This is a genomic window from Pseudomonas akapageensis, assembly GCF_011355085.1.
Classification (GTDB): domain Bacteria; phylum Pseudomonadota; class Gammaproteobacteria; order Pseudomonadales; family Pseudomonadaceae; genus Aquipseudomonas; species Aquipseudomonas akapageensis.
On the sequence record NZ_VXCP01000032.1, the window covers coordinates 23,720 to 41,710 of the forward strand.

General features: G+C 60.9%; 19 protein-coding genes. 14 read left to right on the forward strand and 5 right to left on the reverse strand.

Going from position 1 to position 17,991, the window contains the following annotated elements; translation table 11 throughout:
* Nucleotides 1-40: 40 nt before the first annotated feature.
* Nucleotides 41-949 carry a LysR family transcriptional regulator gene (locus F2S13_RS19510; RefSeq protein ID WP_166363784.1) on the reverse strand — a complete coding sequence of 303 codons (909 nt, stop codon included), beginning with the start codon at nucleotides 947-949 and terminating at the stop codon, nucleotides 41-43.
* Nucleotides 950-1,063: 114 nt separating this feature from the next.
* On the opposite strand from F2S13_RS19510, the gene F2S13_RS19515 reads away from it, so the two are divergent.
* Both F2S13_RS19515 and F2S13_RS19520 read left to right on the forward strand, forming a co-directional pair.
* Nucleotides 1,064-1,948 carry an MBL fold metallo-hydrolase gene (locus F2S13_RS19515; protein ID WP_166363786.1) on the forward strand — a complete coding sequence of 295 codons (885 nt, stop codon included), beginning with the start codon at nucleotides 1,064-1,066 and terminating at the stop codon, nucleotides 1,946-1,948.
* A 32-nt stretch (nucleotides 1,949-1,980) separates the two neighbouring features.
* On the forward strand, nucleotides 1,981-2,595 hold the full coding sequence (locus tag F2S13_RS19520) for an NAD(P)-dependent oxidoreductase (RefSeq protein WP_166363788.1): 615 nt from the start codon (nucleotides 1,981-1,983) through the stop codon (nucleotides 2,593-2,595).
* Between the two features lie 136 nt (nucleotides 2,596-2,731).
* Here F2S13_RS19520 and F2S13_RS19525 read toward each other — a convergent pair whose 3' ends face one another.
* On the reverse strand, nucleotides 2,732-3,619 hold the full coding sequence (locus F2S13_RS19525) for a LysR substrate-binding domain-containing protein (protein WP_166363790.1): 888 nt from the start codon (nucleotides 3,617-3,619) through the stop codon (nucleotides 2,732-2,734).
* 160 nt (nucleotides 3,620-3,779) lie between these two features.
* Between F2S13_RS19525 and F2S13_RS19530 the strand changes: the two genes are divergently transcribed.
* From F2S13_RS19530 to F2S13_RS19560, 7 genes are all read left to right on the forward strand, one after another.
* Nucleotides 3,780-5,420, forward strand: a complete 1,641-nt coding sequence (locus F2S13_RS19530; protein WP_166363792.1) for a 5-guanidino-2-oxopentanoate decarboxylase — start codon at nucleotides 3,780-3,782, stop codon at nucleotides 5,418-5,420.
* Complete coding sequence (locus F2S13_RS19535; protein ID WP_178119030.1) at nucleotides 5,417-6,865, forward strand: aldehyde dehydrogenase family protein; 1,449 nt, start codon at nucleotides 5,417-5,419, stop codon at nucleotides 6,863-6,865. The genes F2S13_RS19530 and F2S13_RS19535 overlap by 4 nt, the downstream gene beginning before the upstream one ends.
* Before the next feature lie 207 nt (nucleotides 6,866-7,072).
* On the forward strand, nucleotides 7,073-8,176 hold the full coding sequence (locus F2S13_RS19540; RefSeq protein WP_166363796.1) for an ABC transporter substrate-binding protein: 1,104 nt from the start codon (nucleotides 7,073-7,075) through the stop codon (nucleotides 8,174-8,176).
* Nucleotides 8,177-8,265: 89 nt separating this feature from the next.
* Entirely contained in the window at nucleotides 8,266-9,174 is a 909-nt protein-coding gene (locus tag F2S13_RS19545) for an ABC transporter permease (protein ID WP_166363832.1), read from the forward strand.
* Entirely contained in the window at nucleotides 9,171-10,028 is an 858-nt protein-coding gene (locus tag F2S13_RS19550) for an ABC transporter permease (RefSeq protein WP_166363798.1), read from the forward strand. Before F2S13_RS19545 ends, F2S13_RS19550 begins: the two co-directional genes overlap by 4 nt.
* An 18-nt stretch (nucleotides 10,029-10,046) precedes the next feature.
* A complete protein-coding gene (locus F2S13_RS19555; protein ID WP_166363800.1) occupies nucleotides 10,047-11,102 on the forward strand; it encodes an ABC transporter ATP-binding protein in 1,056 nt (351 codons plus the stop codon).
* Nucleotides 11,103-11,161: 59 nt separating this feature from the next.
* Complete coding sequence (locus F2S13_RS19560) at nucleotides 11,162-11,947, forward strand: SDR family oxidoreductase (protein ID WP_166363802.1); 786 nt, start codon at nucleotides 11,162-11,164, stop codon at nucleotides 11,945-11,947.
* Between the two features lie 12 nt (nucleotides 11,948-11,959).
* Here the strand turns inward: F2S13_RS19560 and F2S13_RS19565 are convergent, their stop codons facing one another.
* Nucleotides 11,960-12,889, reverse strand: a complete 930-nt coding sequence (locus tag F2S13_RS19565; RefSeq protein WP_166363804.1) for an AraC family transcriptional regulator — start codon at nucleotides 12,887-12,889, stop codon at nucleotides 11,960-11,962.
* Nucleotides 12,890-13,096: 207 nt separating this feature from the next.
* On the opposite strand from F2S13_RS19565, the gene F2S13_RS19570 reads away from it, so the two are divergent.
* Nucleotides 13,097-13,414: a putative quinol monooxygenase gene (locus F2S13_RS19570; RefSeq protein ID WP_166363806.1), complete on the forward strand. Its 318-nt coding sequence runs from the start codon at nucleotides 13,097-13,099 to the stop codon at nucleotides 13,412-13,414.
* 37 nt (nucleotides 13,415-13,451) lie between these two features.
* Nucleotides 13,452-13,682, forward strand: a complete 231-nt coding sequence (locus F2S13_RS19575) for a hypothetical protein (RefSeq protein WP_246237948.1) — start codon at nucleotides 13,452-13,454, stop codon at nucleotides 13,680-13,682.
* A gap of 91 nt (nucleotides 13,683-13,773) precedes the next feature.
* Here the strand turns inward: F2S13_RS19575 and F2S13_RS19580 are convergent, their stop codons facing one another.
* Nucleotides 13,774-14,397, reverse strand: coding sequence for a flavin reductase family protein (locus tag F2S13_RS19580; RefSeq protein WP_166363810.1), 624 nt, complete (start codon nucleotides 14,395-14,397; stop codon nucleotides 13,774-13,776).
* Between the two features lie 471 nt (nucleotides 14,398-14,868).
* Between F2S13_RS19580 and F2S13_RS19585 the strand changes: the two genes are divergently transcribed.
* From F2S13_RS19585 to F2S13_RS19595, 3 genes are read left to right on the forward strand one after another with little or no spacing between them, the layout of a single operon-like run.
* Complete coding sequence (locus tag F2S13_RS19585; RefSeq protein WP_166363812.1) at nucleotides 14,869-15,354, forward strand: PAAR domain-containing protein; 486 nt, start codon at nucleotides 14,869-14,871, stop codon at nucleotides 15,352-15,354.
* 3 nt (nucleotides 15,355-15,357) lie between these two features.
* A complete protein-coding gene (locus F2S13_RS19590; protein ID WP_246237949.1) occupies nucleotides 15,358-16,731 on the forward strand; it encodes a PAAR domain-containing protein in 1,374 nt (457 codons plus the stop codon).
* Nucleotides 16,732-16,779: 48 nt separating this feature from the next.
* Nucleotides 16,780-17,187, forward strand: a complete 408-nt coding sequence (locus tag F2S13_RS19595; RefSeq protein WP_166363814.1) for a hypothetical protein — start codon at nucleotides 16,780-16,782, stop codon at nucleotides 17,185-17,187.
* A 134-nt stretch (nucleotides 17,188-17,321) separates the two neighbouring features.
* Here the strand turns inward: F2S13_RS19595 and F2S13_RS19600 are convergent, their stop codons facing one another.
* Complete coding sequence (locus F2S13_RS19600; protein WP_166363816.1) at nucleotides 17,322-17,597, reverse strand: DUF3077 domain-containing protein; 276 nt, start codon at nucleotides 17,595-17,597, stop codon at nucleotides 17,322-17,324.
* Nucleotides 17,598-17,991 lie beyond the last annotated feature (394 nt).

The window sequence follows — 17,991 nt, forward strand, 5'->3', positions numbered from 1 at the left end:
TTCTACCTCAAGCATAGGCCAGAAAGCTGACGCAAGCGGGTCAGGGCAGCCCGCTGTCCCAGCTCGGCGGCACGGTGAAACGCTCGGCAAGAAAATCGAGCATGCTGCGCAGGGTGGCCGGCATGTGCTTGCGCGAGGCATAGACCGCATGCAGGTTCAGATCACGGGGGCGAGCCTGGGGCAGCAGGCGTACCAGATCGCCATTGCGCAAGGGTTCGGCCGCCAGGTAAGTGGGCAGCATGGCGATGCCGACGCCGGCCAGTGCGGCCCGTTGCAATGACAATGCTTCGTTGGCGCTGATATTGCCGTGGACCGGCACCGAGACCTGCTCGCCATCCTGCTCGAAGTGCCACAGGCTCTTGCCGAAATAGGAGTGGGTCAGGCAATTGTGCTGGCTGAGGTCCTGTACCCGTTGCGGCGCCGGATGGTCGCGCAGGTAGTGGGGGGAGGCACAGATCACCGAGCGGCAAACGGTCAGGCGCCGGGCGATCAGGTTCGGGTCCAGGTCGTTGCTGGTGCGGATGGCCAGGTCGATGCGCTCATCCACCAGGTTGACCGTGCGATCGAGCATCTGCAGATCGACGTTCACCAGCGGGTAGCGTTTGACGTAATCGGCCACGGCGTCCATCAGTTGCGCCTGGCCGAACGAGGTGCTGACACTGATGCGCAATTCACCCCGAGGCGCATCCGCCGGCGTACTGACCGCTGCCTGCAGGTCCTCCGACAGCTCCAGCATTTGCCGACAGCGGGGCAGTGTTTCCTGGCCGGCCGCCGTGAGGCTGAGTTTGCGCGTAGTGCGGTGCATCAGGCGCGCGCCGACCCAGTCTTCAAGTTCGGCCAGGTAGCGTGACACCACGGGGCGCGATAACTGCAAATGGTCGGCTGCAGCCGACTGGCTACCCAAGTCTACCACGCTGACAAACACGCGCATTGCCGTAAGACGATCCATGATTTGACCGATTTCAGAAACAAACTATGGCCAATAATCGCATTTTTTGTGACGGTTCGTGCAACTAAGCTCTCCCCATTGCCCACGTCGGGCTCCCCGAAACTGGAGTGCTTAATGTCTGTCTTGTTTTCCCTGCGTCGATTGCTGCTGGTGGGTGCCGCCCTTGGTTTCGCGAGCCATGTTGCTGCCAGCGAGCCGGCTTTGCAGTTGACGGTCTACAACCCTGGAACCAACGCCCTGTTTCCGGTCAGTTCCGTGATTGTCAGTGGCCAGAAGGAGGCCATCCTGGTCGATGCCCAGTTCGGCAAAGGGCAAGCTGAACAGGTAGTGGAAAAATTGCGCGCCAGCGGCAAACAACTCACCACCATCTACATCAGCCATGGCGATCCGGACTACTACTTCGGTCTCGAAACCCTGACTGAAGCCTTCCCGCAAGCCAAGGTGCTCGCTTCGGCACCGACCGTGGCGCATATCAAGGAGACCATGGCTGGCAAGCTGGCCTACTGGGGGCCGAAGATGGGCGCGGACAAGCCGCAAAACGTCATCGTGCCCCAGGTGCTGCAGGGCGACAGCCTGAGCCTGGAAGGGCAGGCCTTGAAGGTCATCGGCCTGGACAGCAAGCAGCCTGATCGCAGTTTTGTCTGGATTCCATCGATCAAGGCGGTCGTGGGCGGCGTGGTGGTGGCCGAGAACCTGCACGTGTGGATGGCCGACACGCAATCGGCGCAATCCCATCAGGATTGGCTGGCAACCTTGCAACGCATCGAGCAGTTGCAACCGCAGACCGTCGTACCCGGTCATTACCTGGGCGAGCGTAGCGGAACGCTCGATGCGGTGCATTTCACCGCCGACTACATCAAGGCCTTCGATGAAGAGACCGCCCAGGCCACGAATTCGGCCGAGCTGATCGCCGCCATGGAAAAGCGCTACCCACAGGCGGGCGAAGCGTCTTCACTGGAACTCAGTGCCAGAGTGGCCAAAGGCGAAATGAAATGGTGACGTTTATTCGATCCAGAGTGGAGGTTTGACCCATGAGCAAGATCGCAATCATCGGCGCTACCGGACGTGCCGGCAGCCAGCTGCTGGAAGAAGCTCGGCGTCGTGGCCACAGTGTCACGGCCATTGCCCGCAAGGCTTCGACCCTGGGCCACCGCGACGGTGTGACGACCCGGGATGTGGATGTGCATGATGGCTTTGCCTTGCAGCAGGTTCTGGTTGGCCATGACGTGGTGTTGAGCGCTGCGCACTTTTCCGGCATTCCGGCGGCTTTGATCATCGAGCCGGCGAAGACGGCCGGGGTCAAGCGCCTGCTGGTGGTGGGTGGGGCAGGGAGCCTGTTGCTGCCGTCGGGGCAGAGGGTCATCGACAGCCCGGACTTTCCTCCGGAGTACAAGGCTGAAGCGGGTGCGGGGGCGGTTTTCCTGGATGCGCTGCGGCAGGAAAAGGAGCTGGACTGGACGTTTTTATCGCCCTCGGCGTTGTTTTTTGAGGGCGAGCGCACTGGCAAGTTTCGCCTGGGCAAGGATCAGTTGCTGATGGATGGCGATGGCAAGAGCGCGATCAGTTTTGCGGACTTTGCCATTGCCATGCTTGATGAAGTGGAGAAGCCGAGCCATTCGCGGCAGCGGTTTACCGTGGGCTACTGAGCTACACAATACTCGTTCCCACGCTCCGCGTGGGAATGCCTCAGGAGACGCTCTGCGTCGCCCTCACAAGGCTCGACGCAGAGCGTCTATCACTGCATTCCCACGCGGAGCGTGGGAACGAGTAAACGCATTTGCGTCAGACCTGCCGATCGGCGGCCTGCCCACACAACCAATCCAGCAACTCGCGCAACTCCGGCGACGGCACGGCGCGTTGCGGTTGGACAAGGTAGTAAGCCTGCCCCGTCGGCACCTTCAAATCGAACGGCATCACCAGTCGCCCGTTCGCCAGGTCCTCGGCGATCAATGCCCAGTCGCCGATCGCCACCCCGGTGCCCTGGGAGGCCACCGACATGGCCAGGTCCAGCGTCTCGAAATGCTGGCCCTTGCTGATGTTGGCTAGCGAAACCCCGGCAACTTTCAACCAGGTTTCCCAGTCACGCTGATCGCGGGTCGGGTGCAGGAGCATGTGTCGGTCCAGATCGGCGAGATTTTGCAGCGGCACTGTCCCGGCCAACAGTTGCGGTGAGCAGACCGGCGTCAGTTGCTCGTCGAACAGGTGCTGGTAGGTCACCCCGTGATTGGGCGGTGGGCCATAGACCACAGCGGCATCGAATTCCTCTCGTCGGAAATCCACGCTGTGCTGCACGGTGGTGGTCAGCTCTACCGGCACATCAGGCCGCTGCGCCTGCCATTGCATCAGCCGTGGCAACAGCCAGCGCATCACGCAGGTCGGCGCCTTGAGTTGCAGGGCTTCGCGTTTGGCGCCCACTTGCTCGACGGCCTCGTCGATCAGTGCAAATACCTGCTGGATACGCGGAAACAGATCGCGCCCTTGGGATGTCAGGCTCAGGCCGCGCGCCTGGCGCACGAACAACGTATAGCCCAGGTGATCTTCCAGGCCGGCGATCTGCCGGCTCACCGCGCCTTGAGTGATGTGCAGCTGCTGCGCCGCCTTGGTGAAGTTGCAGCATTGGGCGGTGACGAGAAAGGTGTGCAGGGCAGGCAAGGGGGGCAATCGCTTCATGGCGGCGCACTTATGACTTTTGGACATGGCTAGTATGACAATTTTTGCATTGTGAGTGTAGCCCTCGGGGGGTTCAATTAAGGCTCATCTGTAATGTTCTCCGGCCCGTGCAGCCGGCGGGGGAACCAGCAGTTCCAGCATAAAAGACAGGCAATTGAACATGGCTACTTGCGGCGAAGTACTGGTAAAACTCCTCGAGCGTTATGGTGTCGACCAAGTGTTTGGCATTCCTGGCGTGCATACCGTCGAGCTGTATCGCGGGCTTGCCCGTTCGACCATCGAGCATGTCACGCCACGTCACGAGCAAGGCGCCGGGTTCATGGCTGACGGCTATGCGCGCACCAGTGGCAAGCCAGGCGTGTGCTTCATCATCACCGGTCCAGGCATGACCAACATCACCACGGCGATGGGTCAGGCGTATGCCGATTCGATCCCGATGCTGGTGATTTCCAGCGTGCAATCGCGCAGCCAACTGGGCGGCGGTCGCGGCAAGCTGCATGAGCTGCCTAACCAGGGCGCACTGGTTGCCGGCGTCGCGGCTTTCTCCCACACCCTGATGAGCGCCGATGACCTGCCGACCGTGCTGGCCCGCGCCTTTGCGGTGTTCCAGGGCGCACGCCCACGTCCTGTGCATATCGAGATCCCGCTGGACGTGATTGTCGAGGAAGCCGATCACCTGCTGACCAGCGAGCCGGTTGAAGTGGCCCGCGCCGGTGCGGCACCTGCAACAGTCGCCAAAATGGCAAGTCTGTTGGCAAACGCACAGCGGCCATTGATCCTGGCCGGTGGTGGCTCGATCGATGCCGCTGCTGCCGTGACTCGCCTGGCCGAACAACTGCAGGCTCCGGTGGCCCTGACCATCAATGCCAAAGGCATGCTGCCTGCCGCGCACCCATTGCTGATCGGCTCGACCCAGTCGATGGTGGCCACCCGTGAGCTGGTACGTGAAGCCGACGTGGTGCTGGCAATCGGTACCGAGCTTGCCGAAACCGACTATGACGTGACCTTCGCCGGTGGTTTCGAGATCCCTGGCGCCTTGCTGCGCATCGATATCGACCCGGACCAGACCGTACGCAACTACCCGCCGAAAGTCGCCCTGGTGGCCGACGCCGAAGTCGCCACCGAGGCATTGCTGGCCGCATTGGCCGGCCTGACGCTGCCAGCGCGCCGCGCCGATTGGGGGCCTGCGCGTGCAGCAGCCCTGCGTGAAGCACTGCTGGCCACCTGGGACGCCAACATGCATGGCCAGACCCTGTTCCTGAACACCATCCTGCAAGAACTGCCGGATGCGGTGCTGGTTGGCGATTCGACCCAACCGGTCTACACCGGCAACGTGACCGTGGACTTCGATCACACTCGCCGCTGGTTCAACGCTTCGACCGGTTACGGCACCCTCGGTTATGCCCTGCCTGCCGCCATCGGCGCCTGGCTCGGTGGCAGCCCGAAACGCGAAGAGCGTCGTCCGGTGGTCTGCTTGATCGGCGACGGCGGCCTGCAGTTCACCCTGCCTGAGCTGGCCAGTGCGGTAGAAGCACAGATTCCGGTCATCGTCCTGCTGTGGAACAACCAGGGCTACGAAGAAATCAAGAAATACATGGTCAACCGCGCCATCGAACCGGTGGGCGTGGATATCTACACCCCGGACTTCATAGGCGTCGCCAAGGCCCTGGGTTGCGCGGCGCAATCGGCCAATGGCGTTGAAGAACTGCGCGCGGCCTTGCGCCTGGCCAACGATCGCTCGGTACCGACCCTGATCGAAATCGACCAGACCACCTGGATGAAGGGGATGCCAGCATGCTGAGCTTTCCACAGACCTTGCCCGGCATTTATATCGACGGCGCCTGGCAGCAAGGCAATCAGCCGCTGACCGTGATCAACCCGAGCACCGAACAAGTGCTGGCTTTGGTCGCCGGCGCTGATAGCGAAGCGGTCGAGCAAGCCGTCGGGGCTGCACAGCAGGCATTCGCCGGCTGGTCGGCAACTTCCGGTGCGCAGCGTGCGGTCTACCTGCGCGCCATCGCCAGCGGCGTTGAAGCGCGCCGCGAGCGGTTGATCCAGTTGCAGTCGAGCAACAACGGCAAGCCGCTGTTCGAAGCAGCCATTGATGTCGACGATGTGATCGCCACCTTTGGCTACTACGCCGAGCTGGCCGAAGGGCTGGACGCCAAACAGGATTCGTCCGTGGCCCTGCCAAGCGAAGACTTTACCGCGCGCCTGCGTCGCGAACCCGTTGGCGTGGTCGGCCTGATCGTGCCGTGGAACTTCCCCATGGTCACCACGGCCTGGAAACTGGCGCCTGCGCTGGCCGCCGGTTGCTGTGTGGTCCTGAAACCTTCGGAAGTCACGCCGCTGCCTGAGCTGGAACTGGCGGCAATCATCGCTGAGTGCGGTTTGCCCAACGGCGTGTTCAACCTGGTCTGCGGTACGGGCCTGGCGGTTGGCGCACCGATGTCTGCCGACCCACGGATCGCCAAGATCTCCTTCACCGGCAGCAATGCGGTCGGTGTCCAGGTCATGCAGCGCGCGGCGGAAACCGTGAAGGGCGTGAGCCTGGAGCTGGGCGGCAAGTCTTCCTTGCTGGTACTCGAAGACGCGGACCTCGACCTTGCGGTTGAACTGGCCAGCGGTGGTGGCTTCTTCAATGCCGGGCAAATGTGCTCGGCCACCAGCCGCGTATTGGTTGCCGATGCACTGTACGAACCTTTCATGGAGCGTATCAAGGCACGCGCCGAAGCCATCAAGGTCGGCGACCCGTTTGTCGAAGGCACCGAGATGGGCGCACTGGTCAACCTGGCCCAATACCAGCGCGTGCTGGGCCATATCGAGCGTGGTGTGAGCGCTGGTGCGCGCCTGGTCTGTGGTGGTCAGCGTCCGGTTGATAGCCCGTCCGGCTATTTCTTGCAGCCGACCGTCTTCACCGACGTGCCCCTGGACAGTGCACTGTGGTGTGAAGAGATTTTTGGTCCGGTGCTGTGCGTACGTCGTTTCGCTGACGAAGCCGAGGCGATTGCCCTGGCCAACGACAGCGAATTCGGCCTGGTGGCCAGTGTGGTCAGCAGCAATGCACAGACCGCCGAGCGTGTCGCCAACGCGCTGCAGGCCGGGATGGTATGGATCAACGCCCCGCAAGTGATCTTCCCGCAGGCGTCCTGGGGTGGTTACAAGAAGAGCAGTATCGGGCGCGAACTGGGTCCGTGGGGCCTGCAGGCTTTCCAGGAAATAAAACACGTCATCCGGGCCGTCTAGGACGGGCTGCAATGGGTCACGCATGCCTCATGACGAGGCATGCGTCTGACGCATGGCTTCGATGAAAAACTTTCGATTGTTGCGCTGAAATACCCGCCTCAGGATGCATGCACCGAGCAGCGAATGCTGCTGGTCTCGGCGCATGCATTGGGCCTGAGGCAAAAAAGCGATCCCCCAATACTTACAACAATTAAGCAGGAGTCCGTTATGGGCCAGCATGATCTGAACAGAAGGCAGTTCATTAAAACGGTGGGTGTGGCTTCGGTCGCCGCCGCTTCCATGGGCATGCCTTTCATCCACGCCAAGGCCAGTGACACCAAATTCCAGGGCAAGACCCTGCGTTTGCTGACCTGGTCCGATGACACCGGGCTGGCTGCACTGCGCAATATCGCCGCGACCTTCGAAGCCAAGACCGGCGCCAAGGTCATCGCCGACCGTACCGGCAGTACCTCGGAAATGGTTGCCAAGCTCAAGGCCGGTGGCGATCGTCCGCAGTACGACATCATCACCCTCGCCGGTGTCGGTGCAGAAGGCCTGGCCGCTGCCGGCCTGCTGGAAAAGCCTGACCTCAACCGCATCCCCAACATCGTCGATGTTCCGAAACAGTACCAAACTGGCGCCAATGGCCACGGTATCGGCTACCTGCTGTGGTGCAACAGTCTGATCTACAGCACCCGCACCGTTCAGGAAGTGCCGAACAGCTACGCTGCGCTGTGGGACAAGGACCAGGCGCCGAACATCTTCCTGCCGCCGCCGAACTGGACCGAGGCCATGGACCTGATCATCATCGCCGCCAAACTGGCCGGTGGTGACGAGCACAACATCGAGCCGGGCTTCAAGAAGCTGGCCGAGCTCAAGGATCGCGTCGTGACCCTGGGCGAGAACCCGAACCAGATCGCCGAACTGTTCCGCACCGGTTCCCTGGACATGGGCGGCCTGTACGCACCGGCCTTCTTCCCGAAACAGATCCGCGACCCGAACTACGGCCTGGGCGCCACCTTCGGCATGAAGGAAGGTTTCTACACCGACCTGATGCTCTCGGTGATGCCGAAGAACCGTCCAGGCGACACCGACCTGGCCTATGCCTTCCTCGACCACTCCCTCGACCCGCTGGTCCAGGGCAAGATGGCCGAAGACATCTTCAACGGCCCGGTCAACGCCAAGGCGATCATCTCGGCCGAAGCACGCAAGAGCCCGTACATCCTCACGCCCGAGCAGATTGCCGACAAGGCGATCATGCACGACAACGCCTTCCTGGCGACCGTCCACGACCAGTGGATCCGTCGCTACACGGAAATCTTCTCTTCCTGACGTAGCGCCGTTCGCGGCCATGGAGTCCCGTGCAGCGCCAAGTGGCGCTGCACGGGGCTGGTAACTTCAGTTTTACCGAGATAACCGATATGCAGCATCCCAATCTGACCCGTTCGGTCGGTGAGGCGCCCGTGCGCCCGCCCCGAGCGATTTCGCCGACGGCGCGCGCCTGGTTTTTCCTGACGCCGTCGATGTTGTTTCTTGCCGTACTGATTGCGGCCAGCTTGCTGGTGCTGCGCATGAGCGTGGGCACCAAGGGCGCGGAATGGACAGGCTTCAGCCTGGCCAGCTACGCGCAGCTGCTCGAACCCTATTACCTGAAGTCCCTGCTGCTGACCTTGCGCCTGGCCTTGATCAGCGCTGTGATTGCCGTGGTGCTGGCCATTCCGGTGGCGTACACCATGTCGCGCCTGCAGTCGCCGCTGGTGCGGCGGATCTTCCTGGCCGCGGTGCTGCTGCCGCTGCTGGTCAACCTGCTGCTGCAAAGCTATGGCTGGCTGGTCATCCTCGGGCCGGCAGGGATGCTCAACAAGGCGTTGCTGGGCCTTGGCCTGATCAAGCGCCCGATCATGATGCTGTACAACCAGAACGGCGTACTGATGGGCCTGGTTCAGACCGCCTTCCCATTGGCGGTGCTGCCAATCGCCAGCGCCATGCGCGGCGTATCGCGCAGCTTTGAAGAGGCCGCCGCGACCCTGGGCGCCAGCCGCCTGCAGGTGTTCCGCCAGGTGGTCCTGCCGATGAGCATGCCGGGCATCATCACCGGCGCCACCCTGGTGTTCGCCTACAACGCCAGCAGCTTTGTCGTGCCATTGTTGCTGGGCGGCCGCCGCGTGCCGATGCTCGCGGTGATGGTCCATGACCAGATCGCGCCGTTGATGAACTGGCCCGCCGCGTCGGCTGCCGGTGTGGTGCTGATCGTCACCACCCTGATCATCATGACCCTCTCCGAATACTTGAGTGGCCGTCGCCGCCGCATGCTGGAGGCTTCGCAATGAGTAGCCCCTTGAAAGGCCTGATCCGTTTCCAGCCGACCTTGCCCGGTGACACCGGACGCTTTGCAGGCATCCTGTCGGGGTTCATTCTGCTGTTGGCGGTTATGCCGATCCTGACCATGATCGTCATGTCCTTCAGTGGCGCCTCGAACCTGGACTTTCCACCGAGCAGCTACAGCCTGCAGTGGTACCAGGCAGCCTGGAAAACCTTCGTTTCTCCCGACTCCAGTGATGTCCTGAGCCTGGGCCAGGCGCTGGGTACCAGCCTGCTGGTGTCCTGCCTGACCATGGTGCTGGCAACGCTGATCGCGGTCCCGGCCGCCTATGCGCTGACCCGCTGCGAGTTTCGTGGCAAGGCCGTGGCCCTGCAGCTGATGTCGCTGCCGCTGGTGTTCCCGATGGTGGTACTGGGCCTGGCGATGCTGCTGGTGTTCGACAGCCTGCCGTTCCACCTGACGACTTCGCGGCTGGTGATTGCTCACGTCATCCTGGCACTGCCTTTCGTGGTGAAAAACTGCACCGCGGCGATGCTCTCCATCGGCACCGAAGTCGAAGAGGCGGCGCAGATGCTCGGCGCTTCGCCCATGCGCGCCATCATCGATGTGGTAGTGCCGCTGATGAAGTCCGGGATTCTGGCCGGGATGCTGTTGGCGTTCATCGTCTCGTTCAACGAGTTCACCGTGACCTATTTCCTCTACACCATCGATGTGATGACCGTGCCGATCTGGATGTACAGCCGCACCGTTTCCTCGCTGGACCCGACCGTGTTCTCGTTTGCCGTGCTGATCGTGCTGATCGACTTCGTCCTGATCTGGGCGTTGGAGAAGCTGGTCGGTGAAGGTGGCGTTTCGTTCTGATTTTTGAGGTTAAGTAAAATGACCGGACTTATTCTGGAAAATGTCGAGAAACGCTACGGCTCGGCTTGCGCGGTAAAAGACGTCAACCTGCACCTGCCCGAAGGCAAGCTGGTGTGTTTCCTCGGCCCTTCGGGGTGTGGCAAGACCACTCTGCTGCGCATGATCGCGGGGCTGGAAACCTTGACCGCAGGCGAAATCCGCCTGGACGGCGAAAACATCGGCCATACGCCGGCGCACGAGCGCAATTTCGGCATGGTGTTCCAGTCGCTGGCGCTGTTCCCGCACATGACGGTGGGCGAGAACATCGCCTATCCGTTGAAGCTGCGCGGTGTCAGCAAGGCGGACCAGAAGGCGCGGGTCACTGAATTGCTGCAAATGATCCAGCTGTCGCAGATGGTCGATCGCCCGGTCGCCAAGCTCTCCGGTGGCCAGCGCCAGCGTGTGGCCATCGCCCGTGCGATCGCGTCGCATCCGAAGATTCTCTTGCTCGACGAACCGCTGTCGGCGCTCGATGCCAAGTTGCGTGAGTCCATGCAGGTGGAAATTCGCCAGCTGCAACAGCGCCTCAACATCACCACCATCCTGGTGACCCACGACCAGCGCGAAGCCATGACCATGGCCGATATCGTGGTCGTACTGGGCGAGCACAAGATCCAGCAGGTCGGCACGCCGATCGAGATCTACCGCAACCCGGCCAACGAGTTCGTTGCAGACTTTATCGGCACCGGCAATATCTTCCCGGCCACCGCGCTGGGCAACGGCCGGGTCAGCCTGCCGGGCGGTGATGCGCTCGAGGTGCCGATCTGCAGCAGTATTCAGGCCGGTTCCCGGATCAAGATGCTGGTGCGCCCCGAAGACTTGCAGCTATCCTCGGCGCAGGCATCGGCGGGCAATCGCCTGTTGGGCAAGGTGACCTTCGTACGTGATATCGGTGCGACCATCGAAACCACCATTGATTGCTCCGGGGTTTCGCTGACGGCACTGAGCACGCCTAACCAGGATATCGGCCTGAGCGTCGGTCATCCGGTTTCGATCACAATTCCGGCTGAGGCATGCCGGGTTCTGACGGCTTGAAATGACACTGGCTTGTCCGCCAGCTGTGCGGGCAAGCCATTGCATGAAAGGGAGCGCTGATGAATCTTTCTCTGGAAAATCGCACTGCGTTGATTTGTGCGGGCAGCTCGGGCCTGGGCTTCGGCGTGGCTCAGGCGTTGGCTCGCGAGGGCGTGCGGGTTTGTCTGCTGGCGCGTAATCCGGCACGACTGGAGCAGGCGGTAGAGCGTATTCGTGGGGAAGGTGGCCAGGCCCATGCCGTGGTTGCCGACCTGAGTGACATTGCGGCATTGGACGGGGTGATCGAGCAAGTCCGCGCCTGCATCGGCGAGCCGGACATCCTGCTGGGCAACAACGGTGGCCCGCCACCCGGTCAGGCCAGCGGCGACTTCGCACCGGAGCTATGGCACAAGCAGCTGGACGCCATGCTGCTGTACACCTTGAAACTGACTGAAGCCTTCCTGCCCGGTATGCGCGCACGGGGTTTTGGCCGGATTCTGATGATTTCCTCGACCAGCGTGGTCGAGCCGATTCCCGGCCTGGTGCTGTCCAGTGCCTTGCGCGCGGCGCTGGCGAACTGGGGCAAGACCCTGGCCACTGAAGTCGCCGCCGATGGGGTCACCGTCAACACCTTGATGCCGGGCAGTTTCTGGACCGAGCGCACCCAGAGCCTGATTCAGGCGGATGCGCAAAGTACAGGGATTGCCCTGTCGACGCTTGTCGATCAGGAGCAGGCGCAGATTCCCGTGGGGCGCTACGGTAATCCCGAAGAATTCGGCGCGGTCGCGGCGTTCCTGGCCAGCCCTCTGGCGAGTTACGTCACTGGCGCGATGATTCCGGTCGATGGCGGCTTGTTGAAGCACTGACCGGCCGTTGCATCACAAGGTCTGGCGCAATCGCGCCAGATCCCGCAGCGGCGGCGCACCATATAACCGACTGTACTCGCGGCTGAATTGCGACGGGCTTTCATAGCCGACGCGATACCCGGCCGCCGACGCTTCCAGACCCTCGTTGAGCATCAGCCTTCTGGCTTCCTGCAGGCGCAGCTGTTTCTGATACTGCAAGGGGCTCATGGACGTCACGGCCTTGAAGCGATGATGCAGGGTCGAGACGCTCAGGTTGACCTCGCGGGCCAGGTCGTCGATGCGCAGGGGCATATGGAAATTGCCGTTGAGCCACTGGACCGCCTGGCTCACCCGATGGGTCTGGCTGTTGCTGACAGCAATTTCATACAGGCGATGGCCCTGCTGGCTGCGCAGCAAACGGTAGAGAATCTCCCGGCGAACCAGTGGCGCCAGCATGGCGATGTCCTTCGGCGTATCGAGCAAGCGCACCAGGCGCACGACCGCATCGAGCAATGTCGTATCCAGTGTGTCCACATACAGACCGCGCCCGGCGGGACGGCTCGGCACGCCCATGGGCCCGGCTTCGGCGATCAATGCGTTGATCTCGGCGGGGTCAATGTCCAGCCGAATGGCCAGGCTCGGATAGTCGGGGCGCGCTTCGAGCAGGCGTCCGCTGATCGGCATGGAGACCGAAACCACCATGTAGTTCAGCGCATCGTAGCGGTACGTCTCTTCGCCCAGGCGAACCTCCTTGCTGCCCTGGGCCATGATGCACAGGGCCGGTTGCGCGAGGGTCGGGAAGGACTGAATGCATTCGTCATAGCGCGACAGGAACAGGGCCTGCACGGCCGTGTCGAAAATACCGGATGTGACGGTATGGCGGCTGATCAGCCCGGCAAGTTCGGCGCGCTGCTGCTCCAGCAGCGGGTCGAGCGGGGCGTGCGCGGCTTCGAGGTGAGACATGCCATGTACCCTGGGGGAATGTGGATTCAGCATACGATCGGGCAAGCGCTGGCGGTAGGTGGATTCTGCGCGATTCTTGCCTGATTCTGCAGCCCGTGCAGGATCAGGCAAGCCGGGTGCAGGAATCGCCTAACGGCATGCGCAGTGGGCGGCTTAACCTTGGTTCCGTGGCAGATGCCTGCTTCGATCATCACGGGAGACCCGCTCATGACTTCACCTCAACCGGTTAGTCACCTCGCCTTTATCCGCGCCAATGTCGGCAGTTCCGCCGCTTTGGGCGAGCGCCTGGATCGTTTGCTCGAACCTTCACGCCAAGCGCCGGGCTGCCTGCACTTCGCCTTGCAGCGTTCGCAATGCGATGACCATTTGTGGCTGGTCAGCGGATTCTGGACCGATGAGGGCGCCATGACCGCCTACCTGGGTTCGCCGGCCATGCAAGTCTTCAGCGAGGTGGTGCAGGAACTGATGGTCAGCAGCCTTGACCTGCATACCTTCAGCGATGTTTCAGGCCAGCGCCGAGGTTAGAATAGCGGCCATTGATCAATTGGCCGGGACAAGCGACATGGCACGTAGAGAATTCGAACAGTACGAAGCGGTTTCCGCAGTGGTTCCATGGGAGGGCGGCTACAGCGCGGCGATTGCCGTCAAGGCCCTAAATGCAGGGGGCGCGCCGCGCTTTCACAAGGTGCTTGAAGGCCAGACCTTCGCCAAGGCATTCGAGGCAGACGACGCTGCGACCCTGGAACTGGCCAAATTGGTCAGTGTCACTGAAGACGGTGAGCTGGTCTGGTAATTATTTTTGGGGGGCTATTGGTCAGCGCCGAGCCCGCTCCTACAGAGTCCGCATTGCTCAGGCATTCTCACGTTAACCTGCGATGAGCCAATTATTTGTCCACTTTCGGGCGGTACATCCTGAACAGTTGGCCCAGTTGGAAAAAGTCGGCCGGGCCACCGCCACGCAGGATCGGCTCGGCAGCAGCCGTGTCATAGATACCTTCCTTGAGCAAGGAGGTGGCAATGTGCACCGCGACCACTTCGCCCAACACCAGCCAGCTCGGCACCTTTTCCTGGTCGGCGCGTTGCAGCTGAATGATCTGCGTCACCTTGCACTCGAAGGAGACGGGGCTTTCCAGTACGCGGGGCACCGAGATGATCTTCGAGTCGACGGGTGTGAGGCCGCTGAAGGCGAACTCGTCGACTTCCGGGGCTACGGCGGCGCTGCTCTGGTTCATGGCTTCGGCCAGCGGCCGGGTCGCCAGGCTCCAGGCGAACTCGCCGGTTTGCTCGATGTTGTTCAGGCTGTCCTTGCGCCCGACGCTGCAGAACCCAACGATCGGCGGAATGTAGTTGAACGCATTGAAGAAGCTGTAGGGCGCCAGGTTCAGGCGGCCTTCACGGTCATGTGAAGAGATCCAGCCGATTGGCCGCGGGCCAACGATGGCGTTGAAGGGGTCATGGGGCAATCCATGGCCCTGGGCGGGTTCGTAGTAGTACATCTCGTCAGCCATTGCCGTATTCCTTGTCGCCCCACCGGGCCTTTGCCTAAACAGGTCCACAGTGTGCAAGGCATTGGCGGGGGGTGCCACTGTGAGGGTTGAAAAAAACGCTTTTCCAAATCAACTAAGCCCGCCAAGCCGGGCTATTAAGCCGTGTTCAACCGTTAGTTGATGCGCCCAACGCCGGTGCGGTCGTACACCTGTAGCCGCTGCCGAAGGCTGCGCTCGGGCGCGTAGCGGACGCAGGCACTCAAGATCGCTGAGGGAGTCCCTGCGGGACTCCAGCGCAGCCTAACGGCAGTGGCTACGCCGATTTGGTACACCGCCGCCGAAGGCTGCGTCCGGCATAGTTTTCAGAAATTTCCGATTTATCTCCAGTGATCATGACTTTAGGGTCCAGCCTGCTGACTTTGAATTTACCCCGCTGTCGCCACGATGACGGGGGAAAGCAACCCAAGGCCACCAAGGATCAGGATCATAGAAATGAACGCACCTTTGCCCCAGCGCTTCACCAACGAAATCTCCCCTGAATTTCTTCGCACTCTGGACAAGTCCCCTTTCACAGATCAGCAGATCGTCGAGTTCCGCGAAGAGGCCATAGCCGCTATTCGTCAAAATCAAGTTTATCTCCAGGCCCATCCCCCTTGCGCCATCTACCGGTTCGCATCCGCCGGCAGCCGTACCCGTGACGGCGGGGAGATCCAGCAAGCGACATCGCCCATGGAGATCATTCTGGATAACGGACAGCAAGTCTGCGTAGCACAGGTAGGCGATTACGTTGTGTACGACGATGGCCGCAAGGCTCAGATCGTCACTGGCGCAGGATTCGAATATGAACACTTGGCGTTGGTCGGGAGCCTTTTGAGCAATGGCGACGAGATCATCGATACGCTGCAAGGCCTTGCCTTGATCGCGGTGCGGGACGGCGTGCCGATGGCAGACGATTTCCTGCCAGTAGTGGAGGGCTGAGCCATGGCACGTGGAGCGGTCAATGGAATAGGGCAAGGGCTGGACGGCGACCTGACGACCACCGGAGCCGTGTGCATCAGCAGTCTTCCCAATGCGGCGCACGGCGGACGGGGGGTATTGCGACTGGGGGATACGACCACCCCGTGCAAAAAGTGCGGAAAAGCTGGCGTCATTGTCGACAGTCTTCCCGCCATGAAATGGAATGGGATTCCGACTGTGCTGCACGGAGCGCGAGTCCACTGCGGCTGCCCTCCGGGCACTAACCAGTTGATTGCTCCACTTGAGCAACCGCAACAACCAAGCGCTCGTAGCAATATGCCCGGTACCGCGCCCTCAACGAACAATGCTGCGCCGACAATGGCCAACGCCGCTGCCACGAAGAGCAGCGCAGCACCGGTCATGCCCGCACCCGTGCCTGCGTCCGCACTGGAGCCCGGTTTCTATATTGTGCCCCACAGCATGTCCGGTGAGCAGGTCCTGCGCGAACTCAATCCCTACCCAGCGGCGCAATTGATCAATCGACTCAAGCAGCTCAACCCCTCCTTTGGCCACGGCTTCAAGGCCGGCGAACTTTTTGTCCTCGGCGATCCGTACAACCCAACAGCCTGCACCCGCGAGGATGCCGCCATGATGGCCGCGGCCGTCCAAGTTCGCGAAGCCCTGGCGCCGCTGAGCGAAGAAGAGGCCAACTTCATGGCGCGCCATCTCGGCGAAATTGCCCTCCTCACCGGCGGGGCGAGCGAAGCGATGGGCGTCGGAAAGGACATGCTAGACAAGGGGCTCAAGCAGGTAGAGGGTACCCTGCGCAGTCTCGAGCTTTTGCATCAACGGGAACTCACGGCCCATGGTCACCTGCGAAGCAAGACGTTCTTTGATACGCGCCGTCAGCTCTACAGCCAGCTCGATGCCCAATTGAAAACCACCTTCCTCAACAAGCAAATCGACCTTGGCAGTTACGACAGCCTGCGTCGCGACCTGGGTATGGCCAGCAGTAGCCCGGTGCATCACTGGAGCCGTTCCGGCGCTTCTGGGTACATATTCGGCTATGCCACGTATATGGAACAGATCGCCAAGGCGGCCAAGTATCTGAAGTATGGGGGCTATATTGGCGTCGGATTTGGGGGGTATCTCTTCCTATGCCAAAGTTCAGGAGGTTTGCCGTGCTGGCGAAACGGAGGAGTGCCAAAAGATTCGGTTTACCGAGGCCGGCAGCTTCATTGGTGGCTTGGGCGGCGGAGCGGTGGTAGGCCACTTGGGAGGTCTGGCAGCACCCAAGCTATGCGCAGTCATCGGTCTTGGCTCGGCGGGAGTTGGTGCAGCACTTTGCGTCTTGGTGGTGGTCGGAGGCGCATCTTATGCTGGAGGATTGGGAGGTGAATGGGGGGGTGAACAGATAGGAGAGAAAATTTTTGAGAGGGGCTTGGAGTGATCAACTTCAATACATGGTATGAAAGCTGGCCATTGGATCTACAGATATCATTCCTTCTAGCCCCTTTTGTGATTGGTTTATCTGGCATGGCGGTTCTTGCCTATACGACTTACCAACACTACGAACGGATAATCACAGCTTTTCCCAATAGTCCTGGCGTGCAGAACTATACGAGGCGTTGTGCAGGATTCGATTTCCATTCGCGCTGCATGCAGGTCTCCTTCACTGCAGGCTTCGTGCTTTGGCCAAAGATTCAAATTCGACGCGGTGAGCTCGATCCCGAGGAAGTACGCAAATTTCCCGCCGAGATAAAGCGGCTAATGGGTATCTCAGCCAGCTTACTCTTCAGTGGCGCGGCATGGCTGCTTCTAGCTGTTGGATTGCTCAAACTTTCTGAAAGCTAACGGTCTCGATCCACGTCGAGATAACCGACATACACATACCTCACTGGGACCGAAAAGGGACAGATTTATTTTTGCCACTCTAATTTTGTCCAGATAGTCAGCTTTAGAGTAGAAAATAAATTTGTCCCCTTTTCCTAATTTTCGAAACGAGACAATGTCGCTGTCATGTCATCGATAATCGCCTTGGCCATTTCTCCGAGATAGAAAGTCGACCACGCTGTTTGTGCGCAGCCTTCGCCCATGGCCAGCTGCACTGCCAGCTTGTTCGCGCAGTCCTGCAAGTTGGAGGCGTATTCCAGGGCTTGGATGGCGGGGATGTCAGGGGTGATGCGGAAGAGTTTGTTGGCGCCTTGGCCGCAACGGCCGAAGGAGGTGGTGCCGAAGGTTTTTAAGTCCGTTAGATCGGTCATTGATGAAGCTCCTTACTGTTGAGGAACCATCACCACCTGCCGCCAAGCAGGAAAGGGTGACGGATTGCACAAGGTTGGCGGACCGGGACAGTAGAACCCAGCACTTCCGAAGAAGTCCCTGCGCAACCCGTCATAACGCAATCTCGCAGGTACGACAAAGCGCCTGCGAAGAAGGTTGGGGAATTGCGATTACTGTCGAACGGACCGCCAAGCCCGTATCGCTGATGTGCAGCGACGGGCGTAGGTTAGCGTGGTGGGTAGGTGGCGACAAGGCGGAAAAGAGGCAAGTTGTAGCCTGAAAATTCCTGTAGCCATGCTTTTTTGATGATCGATTGACTCATTTTTGACTGGGCAACATTCACCCTGCGCGCCGTATTGCAAATGAGGTTGGTTC